This is a genomic window from Methylophaga sp. (assembly GCF_030651745.1).
On sequence record NZ_JAUSCC010000024.1, the window covers coordinates 39,447 to 53,473 of the forward strand.

General features: G+C 45.3%; 11 protein-coding genes. 2 read left to right on the forward strand and 9 right to left on the reverse strand.

The genetic code is table 11. The features are described 5' to 3' along the window. Positions 1-2: 2 nt before the first annotated feature. From Q7V21_RS02115 to Q7V21_RS02125, 3 genes are all read right to left on the reverse strand, one after another. Positions 3-971 (reverse strand): calcium/sodium antiporter, encoded by a 969-nt coding sequence (locus Q7V21_RS02115; protein WP_069295303.1) that lies wholly within the window; start codon positions 969-971, stop codon positions 3-5. A 79-nt stretch (positions 972-1,050) separates the two neighbouring features. Beyond that, positions 1,051-2,517: a cryptochrome/deoxyribodipyrimidine photo-lyase family protein gene (locus Q7V21_RS02120; RefSeq protein WP_304915696.1), complete on the reverse strand. Its 1,467-nt coding sequence runs from the start codon at positions 2,515-2,517 to the stop codon at positions 1,051-1,053. Continuing rightward, positions 2,517-3,830, reverse strand: a complete 1,314-nt coding sequence (locus Q7V21_RS02125; protein ID WP_304915697.1) for a DASH family cryptochrome — start codon at positions 3,828-3,830, stop codon at positions 2,517-2,519. The genes Q7V21_RS02120 and Q7V21_RS02125 overlap by 1 nt, the downstream gene beginning before the upstream one ends. Before the next feature lie 136 nt (positions 3,831-3,966). On the opposite strand from Q7V21_RS02125, the gene Q7V21_RS02130 reads away from it, so the two are divergent. Then, positions 3,967-4,350, forward strand: a complete 384-nt coding sequence (locus Q7V21_RS02130; RefSeq protein WP_069295306.1) for a thiol-disulfide oxidoreductase DCC family protein — start codon at positions 3,967-3,969, stop codon at positions 4,348-4,350. A 6-nt stretch (positions 4,351-4,356) separates the two neighbouring features. Here the strand turns inward: Q7V21_RS02130 and Q7V21_RS02135 are convergent, their stop codons facing one another. The 4 genes from Q7V21_RS02135 to Q7V21_RS02150 form a co-directional block, all read right to left on the reverse strand. Then, positions 4,357-6,312 (reverse strand): amylosucrase, encoded by a 1,956-nt coding sequence (locus Q7V21_RS02135; RefSeq protein WP_069295307.1) that lies wholly within the window; start codon positions 6,310-6,312, stop codon positions 4,357-4,359. 67 nt (positions 6,313-6,379) lie between these two features. Continuing rightward, on the reverse strand, positions 6,380-7,252 hold the full coding sequence (locus Q7V21_RS02140; protein ID WP_304915698.1) for a carbohydrate kinase: 873 nt from the start codon (positions 7,250-7,252) through the stop codon (positions 6,380-6,382). Continuing rightward, positions 7,249-8,106 carry an HAD-IIB family hydrolase gene (locus tag Q7V21_RS02145; protein WP_136553083.1) on the reverse strand — a complete coding sequence of 286 codons (858 nt, stop codon included), beginning with the start codon at positions 8,104-8,106 and terminating at the stop codon, positions 7,249-7,251. The genes Q7V21_RS02140 and Q7V21_RS02145 overlap by 4 nt, the downstream gene beginning before the upstream one ends. Further along, positions 8,107-10,263 (reverse strand): HAD-IIB family hydrolase, encoded by a 2,157-nt coding sequence (locus Q7V21_RS02150; RefSeq protein WP_304915699.1) that lies wholly within the window; start codon positions 10,261-10,263, stop codon positions 8,107-8,109. Between the two features lie 223 nt (positions 10,264-10,486). On the opposite strand from Q7V21_RS02150, the gene Q7V21_RS02155 reads away from it, so the two are divergent. After that, positions 10,487-11,302 carry a class I SAM-dependent methyltransferase gene (locus Q7V21_RS02155; RefSeq protein WP_304915700.1) on the forward strand — a complete coding sequence of 272 codons (816 nt, stop codon included), beginning with the start codon at positions 10,487-10,489 and terminating at the stop codon, positions 11,300-11,302. A 44-nt stretch (positions 11,303-11,346) separates the two neighbouring features. Here Q7V21_RS02155 and Q7V21_RS02160 read toward each other — a convergent pair whose 3' ends face one another. Both Q7V21_RS02160 and Q7V21_RS02165 read right to left on the reverse strand, forming a co-directional pair. After that, positions 11,347-13,269 carry a TIGR00341 family protein gene (locus tag Q7V21_RS02160; RefSeq protein WP_304915701.1) on the reverse strand — a complete coding sequence of 641 codons (1,923 nt, stop codon included), beginning with the start codon at positions 13,267-13,269 and terminating at the stop codon, positions 11,347-11,349. A 100-nt stretch (positions 13,270-13,369) separates the two neighbouring features. Continuing rightward, on the reverse strand, positions 13,370-14,027 hold a 658-nt coding region (locus tag Q7V21_RS02165; RefSeq protein WP_304915702.1), incomplete at its 5' end, for a succinate dehydrogenase/fumarate reductase iron-sulfur subunit.

Genomic DNA, 14,027 nt, shown 5'->3' on the forward strand with positions numbered 1-14,027 from the left:
GTTCAGGTCACGATAGTACTGATTAGATAAGCGGTATAAGCAACAAACACCAGCATGAAAAAGCCCCCTTCAAGTCGATTGATTCGTCCTTGTCTGCCGATCCCAAAGCCAAAGATAAACAATAGAATAGTCAATCCAGCCATCACGACGACATCACGCGAAAGTACTTCAGCTGGCACCGCAAACGGGTGAATCAATCCGGCAATACCGACCACAGCCAATGTGTTAAACAAATTTGAGCCAATTACATTGCCCAGCGCGATATCGTGTTCGCCTTTTTTCACTGCAATTAACGATGAAGCTAACTCTGGTAATGAGGTACCGATAGCCACCACCGTTAAACCAATAATCAGGTCACTAACTCCAAAAGCGACGGCAATTTCAACAGCGCCCCATACTAAAATTCGTGAACTGATAATCAATAAAACCAGGCCGATAAATAACCATATCAAGGCTTTTTTCAGGCTCATGGTTTCAGTGTTAAATTCAGCTTCCATTTCTGTGCCAAACGCATCCGGCGACTTCCTCATGCCCTGATAAATGGTCCAGCCCATCAAGATAAAAAATACCAATATCAAAATACCGGCATCAAATCTGGATAACGTTCCATCGGCTAATTGCCATGCGGCTAATGCTGTAACGCCAATCAGAATCGGTAATTCTTTGCGTAAAACCTGAGAATGCACGGCAATAGGACTTAATACCGCTGTCAACCCCAAGATCAACGCGATATTAGTGATGTTTGAACCATATGCATTGCCCAGCGCCAACCCCGGATTTCCTTGCGTTGCCGCTATTGCTGATACCACCATTTCCGGAGCCGAAGTACCAAACCCCACAATTACCATGCCGATTAACAAAGGTGGCATACCAAAATATCGGGCGGACACGGCGGCACCATCAATAAATCGATCTGCACTCCAAACTAACAAGGCTAGACCAACCACCACCGCAGCAAAGGCTAGTGTCATATATTCTCCGGAAAATAAAATTAAGGGTGTTCAAGCCATATTATCAGTGCTTGACTAACTGAATGGCAATTCGTAGTGGTTAACGAGAGCTTAAGCGCACATGACGACGTAATATGCGCTGATTTTCCTGCTGAACATCTCCTCGTTTACGCCAGGCCCATAAACTATCCCGGCTTTGTTTTGAGGTAGCTTTAATATCAACAATGGGAAATGGGTAATCTCGCCCTAACTCAAAATTTAACATCATCGACTCCATTGGCGTGACTTCCCATGGTCGATGAATAATCTCATTGGGCAATTCGCTCAGCTCGGGTAACCATTCACGGATAAACTTGCCTTCTGGATCCTGCTCTTCGGCTTGCTTGGTTGGATTGTAAATTCGAATCGTGTTGGTGCCAGTCACGCCTGCCTGCATTTGTAGCTGTGGATAGTGAATACCTGGTTCAAAATCCAAAAAGATCTGAGCTAAATGATAACTCCCGCGTTGCCAATCGATATGCAGTTGATGACATAAAAAACTCACTAACATCGCACGCATTCGAAAATTGATATACCCAGTAGCTATCAAACAGCGCATGCTGGCATCCACCAATGGAAAACCAGTTTTACCGTGTTGCCATGCTAATAAATCGACTTCCGACTGTTTATCTTCTCGCCAGGGATAGTTTTGATAACCACGATTTACCGGGCGATATTCCATCGCCGTTTCACTCTCAAATTTCTGCATAAAATGGCAATGCCAGTGCAGCCTTGAGGCAAATGCAGCCAAGGGTCTGCGCCAGCCAGGATCATTCCAGTGCTGCAGTAATTGTTGATAAACCTGCCGAAGGCTGATATTGCCCCAGGCAAGATACGGCGACATTCTGGAGCAGGTTTGACGACTTAGATCCGGGCTGGAAATATGCTTGTGATAGTGTCTACCACGTTCAGCAAAAAAATCGGCGAGCACACTCAACGCGGTTAATTCACCTCCATATTGAAATGAGACATCAGCTTGTTGCCACTCTGCTGGAGAACTGAATTCGACTAGTGGTAAATCAATAATAAATTGCGCCCGCTGCCACCGAGCTTCCAGCAATGGTGCCCGCATTACCTGTTGCCAATGTTTATCCCAATCATCTCGCGTCGAGGCTGCACGAATTACAGCGCCTTGAGCAAACTCATGCCAGCTTATCTGCTGCTGGCTGAAATACTGTTTCAGGGTTTTATCCCGGTCAAAAGTGATATTGAGACCAATTTCCTGATGACTGAAAACGGTGTTTATTTGAAAATATTGTTGGAGCTCTTGAAACACCCCTAATGCTTCGCCTTCAATAACCACGACCTTGGTTTTATCAGCAGCTAATTGTTGATTAAGTTGTTGCAATGATTGCCAGACAAATCGCCAATGACGCAGGCTGTAATGCGGATCTGCCAGCAGCGAAGGTTCAACTATATATAACAATAAAATGGGTAAATCCTGTTCACAGGCCGCGTGAAAAGCTGCGTTATCGGCAAGCCTTAAATCACGTTTGAACCAGACAATATTGATTGGTTGACGAGCCATTATTGTTTGGGTGGCGGCATAATCGGCCAGTCTGCGGCATCGACTGAATCCAGAGGAACAATATCAATCCCTCCTTCCCAACGACGGATAAACTCACCATTTGGATCATACTGCTGGGTCTGCTTTTCTATATTGAAATGTCGTCCACCGCGTGGATCAGCCCCTACCCCGGCAATATACTGCCAGTTACCCCAATTGGCGGCGACATCATAATCAATCAACTGTTGTTCGAAATACGCTGCGCCGAAACGCCAGTCCAGATTCAAATCATAAACAAAGCAACTGGCAACAATTTGTCTGCCACGGTTTGACATATAACCCGTTGCATTGAGCTGTTTCATACAGGCATTGACTAGCGGATATGGCGTATTGCCATTGCACCATTTTTGATAACGCTCAGGATAATAACAACGCCGGCTTTTGGTGTTTTTTATGCCGTCAAAACGAAATAATTTGGCGCCATGCCGCATGGCATACCATTGAAAATACTCTCGCCACAGCAATTCAAAATAAATCCAGTAAGTTGAATCATTGCTGGTTTTATTCTGTTCATAGGTTCTAAGTTTACTCACCAGATGGCGAACAGACAGGCAGCCCAGAGCCAACCAGGGGGAAAATTTGGTCGAATGTTGCCAGCCATCCAGTTCATTTCTGACTTGTTTGTAATTTGCTGGCAGATCCGCAGAAAAATACTCACTAATATGTTCTAGCGCCGCGGTTTCGCCACCATAAAATGGAGACGGTTTGTGTATTGGTGTTGATAGCTTGTCTATCGCAATCGGCCCTGGTGGCGGTGGTAACTGCTGTGGTGCAGACATGGGCCTGGGCAATGCTAAGTCCTCTACCAGTTTGCGAAACTGGGTAAAACTGTCTGGTAAGTCACCGATAGCAAACGGCAAATCCTCTGCAGCAAAAAGGGTATGACTCACTTCGGTAATAAATTTTCGCTGTGGAAATTGTTGCTGCAGCAAATGCCAATGCCTGTTTTCGTAAACACCTGCATGCTGACTGCGAACGATAATATCAACGTTATAAAACTCAATTAATTCTGTCAGAGCTTTATGCGGTGTTTGTTGTTTGATGATCAACTGTTGCCCAAATTGTTGTAATTGCTGCTGAAGATCTGCCAGAGATTCATATAAAAACTGTAAGCGTCTTTCTCCCATCGCTTTGGCATTTAAACCATTAGGTCTGAACCATTGTGGATCAATACAAAATACACAGATCAGTTTATCGACCGACTGCATTTTCCATAATGCGGGTTGGTCATGCAGTCGCAGATCGTTGGTAAACCAGAATAATCCTGTGGTCATAGGTTTTGACACTCCGGTGATGGTGTTAAATGCAGTCAGTTCACAGACTGTCTTGAGGGATATAGGTTCGGTTCAAAGTAGAACTAAGTCAGAAAAATAACGTCTGATTGGCACACTTTACAGTAGAGCAAAAACCATGCATCAGTTGACCGTATTTTTTGATGGGCACTGCCCTTTGTGTACAAAAGAAATTGCTTTGCTTAAGCAATTAGATACCCGGAAAAAGCTGCATTTTGAAGATATTCATGCCATCGATTTTGTTTATCGTTATCCCTACATTGATGTGGTTAGCGCTGATAAACGATTGCATGGTCAATTGGCGAATGGCCAAATCATTACAGGGTTAGATGTTACAGCCAAAGCATGGGGTCTTGTAGGCCATCATAAATGGCTACAAATCCTGCGTTGGCCGGTGATTCGCTGGTTTGCAGATTTAGCCTATCTGGTTTTTGCCCGTTTTCGTCATCCCATTGCCCGTTTAGTTGGTGGGAAAACGTGTGATGATCAATGTAAATTCTGAAAACGATTACTTTTCGGTTAACCAGTAACAACCGAAACGCGGGACCACCACCGTATTACCGAATTTTTCAGGGCTTTGTCCGGTTATTGCATCGACCAGATAACCATGATGAGATTGCGACCATCTAGGTAATTGATCCAAATCCAATCGTTGTGATTTTCGATCAAAATTTGCGACGACCAAGACTCTGTCTGCCGGTTTTTGCAGGTGATATCGCTCAAAAACAAACAGATGCGGATTATCTACATCGACCAGATCGCGGTTATTAAAATCAGCAAACGCATCCAATTCTTTATGCACAGCAATCAGCGTTTTCAACTGATTAAATATCAGATATTCAATCGTGCCAGGCACATTACGTTTTTCTGCTTTCTGCCAATCGATGAAAGGTCGATGTACCCAGCGTGAATCATCCATTTTGACCGGATCATTGCGATAGCTTTCATCATTGGTAGTGCCGATTTCATCACCGTAATACAACAGTGGCAACCCGCCAAATGACAGAATCAAACTATGTAGCAACACAATAATACGCACGGCATCATCTATCGCCTTTTCATCACCGATATCGATTGCATGTTGCAGACCCACCAGTGAGGCCAAAGAGCCGGAAATACGTGCATCACCGGTTTTATCGTTCTGACCGAAAGGCACTCCTCGGGCATGGGAATCGGCAAACTTACCGGTGAAATAGTCGATCAAAAACCGTCGATGATCACGCGGCTCATAACCGGCAAGTTCAATATCTTTGTCATCAAAACCTAAACCGATATCATCATGGCAGCGGATATAGTTCAGCCAGGTGGCGCGTTCGAGTTTTACCGGCAGGCTTTTAATACCTTGGTTTAATAGCCGGGCATTTTTTGTGGCCACGGCATCCCATAACAAAGCCATAAATGTGGCGTTATAGGCGATTTCACATTCCTTGGCGATAACGGCGTCTTCACCAAAGTACTTGGTGACTTCTACCGGCGCGACAATGGCTTCAGCAATAAACAATACGCCTGGAGCCGTTACCTGACAGCAGTCTTTCATTAACTGCAAAATCAAATGGGCTTCACGTTCGTTCTGGCAGGTACTGCCGATTTTTTTCCATAAAAAAGCCACGGCATCAAGACGAACTATGTCGGCACCTTGATTGGCCCAGAACAAAATAATATCCAGCATTTCAATAAAGACGGTGGGATTGCTATAGTTCAAATCCCATTGATATTCATTAAATACCGTCATTACCCAGCGCTGCATTTCTTCGTTCCAGGTGAAATTACCTGGAGCCGTTTCCGGGAATACTTCTGGCATGCTTTGTTCAAACATATCCGGCACATGACGGTTTTCGAAGGTGTAATAGTAGTCACGGTATGGTGAATAACCATCACGGGCTTTTTGCGCCCATTCATGTTGATCGGAGGTGTGGTTTAACACCACGTCCATTACCAACAGCATATCGCGTTGGCGTAAATCATCTGCCAATGCTCGCAAATCGTTTAAATCACCGGCCCGCGGATCAATTTCACGGAAATTGCTGACCGCATAGCCGCCATCACTTTTACCTTCCGGGCATTTCATAATGGGCATCACATGAACCAGATTAATCCCTAAATCCTGGAAATAATGCAGATGCTCACGCATGCCTTGCAGATTCTTGGCAAACCCGTTGCAATACAATGCCATGCCAACCCATTTCTGACTGAGAAACCAGTTGTAATCCTGCTCCCGTTCCATATCTTTGGCCCGTAGTACGTCGGACCGATCGATATATTGCCGAGCCAGGGTCTCTACCAGACGTTGTGCCTGTTCAGCAAAATCCGGGCGTTTGCCATAGAGGCGCTCGAACAAGGAATGAATCGCATAAAAGTTAGCCCCCAGACGCGTGTAGAAATAACGCAGATCATGTTTGGCAAATTCGGGCTCAATCTGATTCAGGATGGCATTCAAAAGCGAATGCGATTGCTGTTCGTACATGTAATTTCCTGATTAATAGAGGCGGATATTTCTGTGATGACTTTAGGGTCTGTTGATCTTTAAGTCCCTAGCTGAATTCAGAATAAAAAGCAGGATCTTCGCTGACCGCTCCGCGTAATCCTATCACCTTGCTGGCAAACTGCTGAGCTTTCAATAAAATTTTCTGTACCGGCCATCCCGCCAACAGACCGTGAATATACATAGCAGTGAAGGCATCACCAGCCCCGACCGAATCCACTAATTTGTCAGCAGCCACACATTTTTGTTCATAAAATGCGCCATCATTGCAACGCACGATAGCGCCCTCTTCTCCTCGTGTCACAATCAGTTGCTCTAACTGAAAATGACTTTGCATGCGCGTCATATCCTGTTGCAAATCAGCAGAATTAAAACCCAATTCAGCTAATTCATGCTGATTGAGCTTGCACCATTTTGCCCGTTCCAGACACGTATATATGCCTTCCTTCGTCCACCAGGGGCTGCGTAAATTAACATCCATAAACACAGAAACAGATTTAGGTCTGGTCAGAAACTCGAGCGCACTTTGAGAAACCGCATTTCTAAGTGCTAATGAGCCGTGATACACCACCGCATCATTTCTCAGGTTGGGCAAATGGGACGTTTGAATAAAGTCATAAGCCCGTTCAATCATGATGTCATAAGAGGGTTCCCCTCCCTGCAAACTGACTTTAACCTCACCTGTTTGATGACTTTTATCGGTTTGTAAACCTTCTGCTGAGAGTTGCCATTGTTGCATCGCATGGCGAATTTGCTCTCCCGACTCATCCTCTCCGACACTGGAGATAAATAAAGGGTTATCACCAAAAGCCTGCAGATGCCAGGCTACATTGAACGGAGCACCGCCTAGTTTCTTCTCACCATCCGGAAAACAATCAAATAAAACTTCGCCGAAAATGGCTAAGGCTGACTGCGGACTCATGGATTGTCTCCCGTTTCAAGTTGGTTTCTAAACGCTTCGGCATAATGCCAGACGCCTTGTAAAACACCTGCACTGTAATTTCCATTCATGCCTAATGCTCCAGGATCGCCTGCGATATAGAGTGATTGTGGATGGCCATTTTCTGTTACAAGTTGCTGCGCCATGGCTTTAATTTCAGCTGAAGCATTGTTCACCACTACGGATAGTATCGGGCTGGCCAATACAGGCATATCGTTACCACTGTCACCAGCGAAAATTACTTCACTGTCATCGTAACCCAGTCGATTTTGTAGAAATTCAATGGCATGTAATTTGGTTGCATGTTTTGGCAACACATCCAATAAACCAACATTAGTTAGTTCATCAATACTCCACATGACTGAGGCCTGAATCTGTTTGGCAGCCAAACGCTGCTGAACGGCGTCAATTACAGCATCTTTATCCAGATATAAGGGCAGATAAAAACTCAGTTTGTGAGTGTTTTGTTTGCTGAACTCCTGCAATTGCAGATCCTTAATATCGCTCAATAAGGCTTTAAGATCGCTATGAGAATTTCCATTCCAATCCTGATCAATCTCATCACACCAACTCTGCACTTCTTGCCAATGCTGATCCTTGAACTGAAAAATCTTGGTGCCAACATCACTGATGATGTAATCCGGTGTCGGCAAACTATAGGTTCGTATCGCTTTTTCTACCAATTGCCGATGTCGCCCTGTCACATAAACCAGACAGACATTATCTGCTTGGCAGAACTTGCGGAATCGTCGCCGTGCATCAGGATGTTCGGCTTGCATTCCATTGGGTATCACTGTGCGATCCATATCGGTACAGAGTAAAAGTTTTGCACTCATTTAACGTGAACCTGTTGCTTGTTCAGAAGTGATTTCAAAAAAATCATAATATTCAATAGCTTCCATAATCCCTGCGGCAAAGGGTTTATGGGCAAAATAAATATGTGAGAAATCTTCCAGCTGTGACAGTTCCTCGTGGTGTCTGTTTGCCACCACCACTGCCAATGTATTACCGCGCATCATATCTTCATCTGCACCGCTGCCACCGGCAACACAAATACGTTCTAACGGCATCTGCCAGCGATTAGCGACAAATCTTAATGCCATACCTTTTGACGCTCTGAGCGGCAGAATATCCAGATACTGACCAAATGCCAGCTGCACATGAACCGATAATTCCTCGCGATGTAATAACGATTTAATGTCTTCGATATCAACCTGATCCCGATCAATGTAATAGCTGAGCTTGAACTGACTCTGTTCCGACTTTGGCTGTCGCTCCAGTCCCGGAATCTCATCCAGCAGTTTACTGACCCGGTGAGGTAACCATAAATGATCAATATGTTTCGTCCAGGCGGTATCCGGTGTCAGTTTGGGGGCGTAATAAATTTCGCTGCCACTACTGGTTATCAGAATATCCGGTTCAGGAATACGATGTTTTTTCATCAGTTTCAGAGCCTGATCCAGGCGTCGCCCGGTAGCAATCACAAACTTGGTACTTTTACGATGTTCACGAAGCAAATTTACCAAAGCTTGTAAGGATTCATCATCCCCGACCAGATTCAAATCCAGATCGGTGACCAGTGCCCTCTCATCGCGTCCGGATTCACGACGCTCAACCGGAAGGCGTAACAGTTTTTCAGTTCGTGCGGCTATCGGTTCAATGATTTCCAGATAACGCTTTGCATGGGCATGCCAGGAATAATGTTGTGTCACGCCCTTTAATCCATTTTGCTGACACTGCTGCCAATAAACGTCGTCTAGAATCAACTTTTCAATCGCTGAACTGATGCTGGAAACTTCAAGAGGATCAATCAACTCACCATTTAAGCAATTGGCCATAATATCTCTGGGACCACCGTCTTCAGTGGCAACAATCGGTAAGCCGCTGGCAGCCGCCTCAATCAGCGTAAGACCGAAAGGCTCCGTCAGGGCAGGATTCACAAAGACGCCCCCGGTAGCAGCAGCAATACGGTAAATCAGGGGCACTTCATCACGACGATGATGTTTGGGAATAGTGACTTTGCCATAAAGATCATAACGATCAATCGCGACCAGCAGTTCATGGAACACTTCCTGCGCACCACGTTCCAAATCATCAATATCATCCCTGTTACCGGCGATAATCAATACATTGGCATGTTGCTGCAATATTTCGGATTGACCATAGGCTTCAATGAGGCTGACAATATTTTTACGTTTATCAGGGCGTGATAACGCCAGAATCATCGGTTTTTCAGGTTCATCCAGATGCTGAGTAATACGGTTGAATAATTCGTTTTGCAGCTCATCGCCTTTTGGCGGAGTAAATTGCTGCACATTGGTGCCTGGCGGCACAATACGCATTTGTGCGGGTTGATAATGGTCATATAACTCGTACTGCTCTTGAATTTCCTGATGAGTACTGGTTATCACCCGCTCTGCGGTCGCCAATGTAATTTCTTCAGCCTCAATGCGCTGATTCATCTTGTACTGCTGTTCCAGTTGCTCGATATCGACGCCACCGGCCAGCAACCTTCGTCGTTTGACACGTCCTAAGGAGTGACCGGTATGAATAAGGGGAATACCCAGTTGATTAGCTATATGTGATGCCACCAGACCGGCATCGGCATAGTGACTGTGCAGAATATCCGGTAAAAATTCCTGTTCACGGAAAAAATCCACCAGATTATCGGCAAAGGTATCAAGGTGTTCCCAAATCTGTTCTTTTGCCAGATATTGTTCAGGACCCGCATCAATCCTGATAATTCGTAACTTATCGTTGAGTTGCTCAATCGGACGCGAATAATCCGGGGATATTTCTTCATCCACTACCCGACGGGTAATCAGTAAGACTTCACCGACCCTTTCCTGCTCAGATAGAGCCTGAGCTAATTCAAGTACGTAAAGTGTCTGTCCACCTGTATCTGCGTCTCGCCCGAGCTCAAGATCATGTCCTCGAATCAGTCCATGAATATTTAACAAGGCAATTTTGAGTTTTTCTCTGTTATCTGTCATATCTGTTTAGTATCTTCATCACAATGAGTTTTTTCTGGGCACACTTGCGACAGGCAGATATAGAATCTCAGTCTGTTACATTGGGGTATAGCCTTTAAAACTACCCGCTAAGTACTCAGAAGACAAATTTACGACCAAAGGCGTTGAAAGTTTTCGGCAACCTTGAGCGTATCATGCAGTCAGTTAATACAGAATTAACATTGGTTTAAATAGGAAAAATTTTATGGCTTTACCACGTATTTATTCCCAGATTTTGCTTTTTTCACTGCTTCCACTTAGCCATTCATCATTTGCAACTGATTTGTTACAGACTACGATTGAAAGTCCCCATCGTGCCGAAAGCAATAAACAGCGTGATGCATATCGTCATCCTGCTGAGACGTTGAATTTCTTCGGTGTGACCGAAAATATGCGAATCGTCGAAATCTGGCCCGGACGCGGCTGGTACACCGAAATCCTTGCGCCTTGGTTAAAACAAGGTGATGGCGAGTTAATTGCTGCGGGATTTGCGGCTGACACAAGCTCAGCCTACCGGCAAACCATTCGCCAGGAATATAACGCCTGGCTTGAGGCTTCTCCTGAACTTTACGATGAAGTAGTGATTACTGAGTTTGGTCCTGAAACCAACTGGCAGTTTGCCGAACCTGCCAGCTTAGATGCCGTGCTGACTTTCAGAAATGTACATAACTGGGTACAGGGAGAATTTGCTGATCAAGCTTTTTCAGCCATATTCGACGTACTGAAATCCGGTGGTATTCTCGGTGTAACCGACCATCGGGCTAAACCAGACACTTCAATTGCCATAATGAAAAAAAGCGGCTATCTCACCGAAGAATATGTGATTTCGCTGGCAGAAAAAGCAGGTTTTGTTTTGGAAGAAAAATCTGAAATCAATGCCAACTCTGCTGACACAGCTGATCATCCAAATGGTGTATGGACACTACCGCCTAATCTACGAGTTGAAAATGAATCTGATAAAGCTAAATATCAGGCAATTGGTGAAAGTGACCGGATGACCTTACGTTTTCGCAAGCCTTAATAATTGACCGCTCAGACCCTGTTTCTCTGGGTCTGAGCTATTCTTTATCGAATCACCCTGACAGCAATTTCCAATACAACTGGCTGCTGCAAACGCCGTTCTATTTCCTGTTTAACTTTATCCATAACCTCATCATCTACCGCGGTTTTTGACACCATGGTCAGACTGATAATCAATGGATCGCGCGGCCGGACCTGGACATCCACCAGTTTCACACCGGCAATTTCCTGACCGTCTAACTGACGTAGCACATTGTTTTCTGCCACCATGCGATCAAAACCAATAGCCAAGGGTACCGCCAAAATAGCGACCATGACCAAGGTCAACATCAAACCACGTTTCGCCCGGTGAAATGGGCTATACCCCAGGAACATAAAGGTGATTAACGCTGCCAAAATAATGCCAACCAGGTTGGTCAGATATAACAAAAACGCGCCAAAGAACACGGTCAAATCAAACCAGCCGAGACCAATGCCGGCAACAGCTAATGGTGGTACCAACGCCACCGCAATTGCCACACCTGCCAGACTTTTGGCCACTTCAGCTCGGGCATGTGCATAAGCCCCGGCAATACCCGATACCACGGCGACACCCAAATCCAATAATGTGGGGCTGATACGAGCTGCAATTTCAGTATTAATGTTATTCAGTGGAATAAACCAGGCGATTAGCATTGCACATAGCAGCGCGAGTCCTGTGCCTATGGCAATACTTTTACCACTTTCCAGCATCAATGATTCATCCTGGCGCAAGGTGCCAAGAGACATCGAAATAATCGGTCCCATAAGTGGTGCCAGAATCATTGCGCCAATCACCACCGGAATAGAGTTAGCAAAGAGTCCGAAGGCTGCCAGTAAAGTCGAAAGCACCATCAAGGTTAAATACGCAGGAGTCGCTTTGGCACTCTCTCGCATCAACATAAACAGATCTTTAAATTCTTCCGGTGCAGCATGATGCATCCATGGCAATGGATAACTGATCAGTTCATTTCGGGCCTTGCCTAATGGCAATGCCTGAGTACGAACGATTTCTTTCTGCTCGCCGCCACTCTCTGCTAAGGCCAACAATCGTCCCGGAATCAAACGAATGGTTCGTCGCTCGACTTTAAACTCAAGCTGCTGTGCTTCAGAAACCATTTCGTCATGGCTATATTGAATGGGTTTATTGGTTTCCAGTTTTAACCGGCTGCTTTTGAAAAAACCAACAAATGGTGGGTTATTTCGGCTCCATATATTGCGCATAAACAGCGAAGCAAACAGAAAACGTAACATTTCGAACACACTTCGTGGTGCCAACACCAGCGCATGCATCATGCCATCATTAGCATTGGAATCCGCCATAAAACGACGTGATAACACTGAGCTTCGCCCGTGTTCAACAGCAACCACACCAAAAGCAGCTGTTTCAATGACTTTCTCTTTCTGTGTGGTAATAGTGAATGGCGTAAACCGTACTTCTTTCAGACTACGCATCAGTCGCCAGAAACGTCGAACCCGAGCCCAGAACGGTTCAACCATCGCTTCCCCTGGCACCAACGTAAAGGTCTGCCCGACGATGACCGAGTTAAAGACTGGCTGTTCATTACACAACATTAAATCAAGCTGTGAGGCATCGTTTTCCATAATATCGCTAAGCGCCTCGTCAAAACTGGCTGCGATACCAAAACCATAACGAGCATGCTTCATCTCAGGATGTGGCAATAAACCGATTGTCCATTCCTGTTCACGCGCTTGTAGCATTAATTCACGTAAACTTTCGTCATTCAGATAGCTGATGACTAACTGATCATCATCAAATTGATATTGCTGCCCTAGCTGGAAATTGTTAAGTCGTATCTCCCATTGCTGCTCCGGTAGCTTCGGCAAAATAGTCTCTTGCACAACCGCGTCATCGGCGACTGAAAACAGCAAGACTACCCGACGTTTTTCCGTCATCGAATCAAGTTTGCTGATCAGATCTTCTACCATCTAAAAACTCCGAAAGGGGATAAATGCGTTGTAGAGTAAGGCAACAGAACCTGCCTGAGCGACAGGTTTTGAGATTATTAAAACATGAATATTGTTAGATTTAACCTTGATATAGCAATTTATTCATTTTGCTAATGGTATCTGTACCTATCTGTTTCGGGCAAACCCGTTCACATTCCCGGTAATTACTGCAACTGCCAAAGCCTTCAGCTTCCATACGGGCTAACATTTTGGCGGGACGTTTTGTATCCAACTGTCCCTGTGGCAGGCTGCTCAAATGACTGACTTTGGCCGCAATAAATAAAGTAGCTGAGGCATTAGGACATACCGCTACACAGGCGCCACAACCAATGCAGGTAGCCGCATCAAACGCTTTGTCTGCGACCGGCTTGGCTACTGGCTGAGTATTAGCTTCGGGTGCCGCGCCGGTTCGGACAGGGATGTACCCTCCCGCCTGAATGATTCGATCAAAAGCACTGCGATCCACCATCAAATCTTTTATCACCGGAAACGCTGTAGCTCGCCAGGGTTCAATCCATAATTCATTTTGATCATGATAGTCACGCATATATTGCTGGCAAGTAGTCGTCGCCTGATGCCGGCCATGCGGTTCACCATTAATCACCAGACTGCAACTGCCACAGATCCCTTCACGACAGTCATGATCAAATACAATCGCTTCTTTTCCAAGACCGATAAGCCGTTCATTCAAGGCATCAAGCATTTCCAGAAAAGAAGATTCAGCTTCGACTTCCAGC

Excerpts from the sequence above, each read along its gene's own strand:
- Q7V21_RS02115 (WP_069295303.1), bottom strand. The coding sequence starts at position 971 with ATGACACTAGCCTTTGCTGCGGTGGTGGTTGGTCTAGCCTTGTTAGTT.
- Q7V21_RS02120 (WP_304915696.1), bottom strand. The coding sequence starts at position 2,517 with ATGGCTCGTCAACCAATCAATATTGTCTGGTTCAAACGTGATTTAAGG.
- Q7V21_RS02125 (WP_304915697.1), bottom strand. The coding sequence starts at position 3,830 with ATGACCACAGGATTATTCTGGTTTACCAACGATCTGCGACTGCATGAC.
- Q7V21_RS02130 (WP_069295306.1), top strand. The coding sequence starts at position 3,967 with ATGCATCAGTTGACCGTATTTTTTGATGGGCACTGCCCTTTGTGTACA.
- Q7V21_RS02135 (WP_069295307.1), bottom strand. The coding sequence starts at position 6,312 with ATGTACGAACAGCAATCGCATTCGCTTTTGAATGCCATCCTGAATCAG.
- Q7V21_RS02140 (WP_304915698.1), bottom strand. The coding sequence starts at position 7,252 with ATGAGTCCGCAGTCAGCCTTAGCCATTTTCGGCGAAGTTTTATTTGAT.
- Q7V21_RS02145 (WP_136553083.1), bottom strand. The coding sequence starts at position 8,106 with ATGAGTGCAAAACTTTTACTCTGTACCGATATGGATCGCACAGTGATA.
- Q7V21_RS02150 (WP_304915699.1), bottom strand. The coding sequence starts at position 10,263 with ATGACAGATAACAGAGAAAAACTCAAAATTGCCTTGTTAAATATTCAT.
- Q7V21_RS02155 (WP_304915700.1), top strand. The coding sequence starts at position 10,487 with ATGGCTTTACCACGTATTTATTCCCAGATTTTGCTTTTTTCACTGCTT.
- Q7V21_RS02160 (WP_304915701.1), bottom strand. The coding sequence starts at position 13,269 with ATGGTAGAAGATCTGATCAGCAAACTTGATTCGATGACGGAAAAACGT.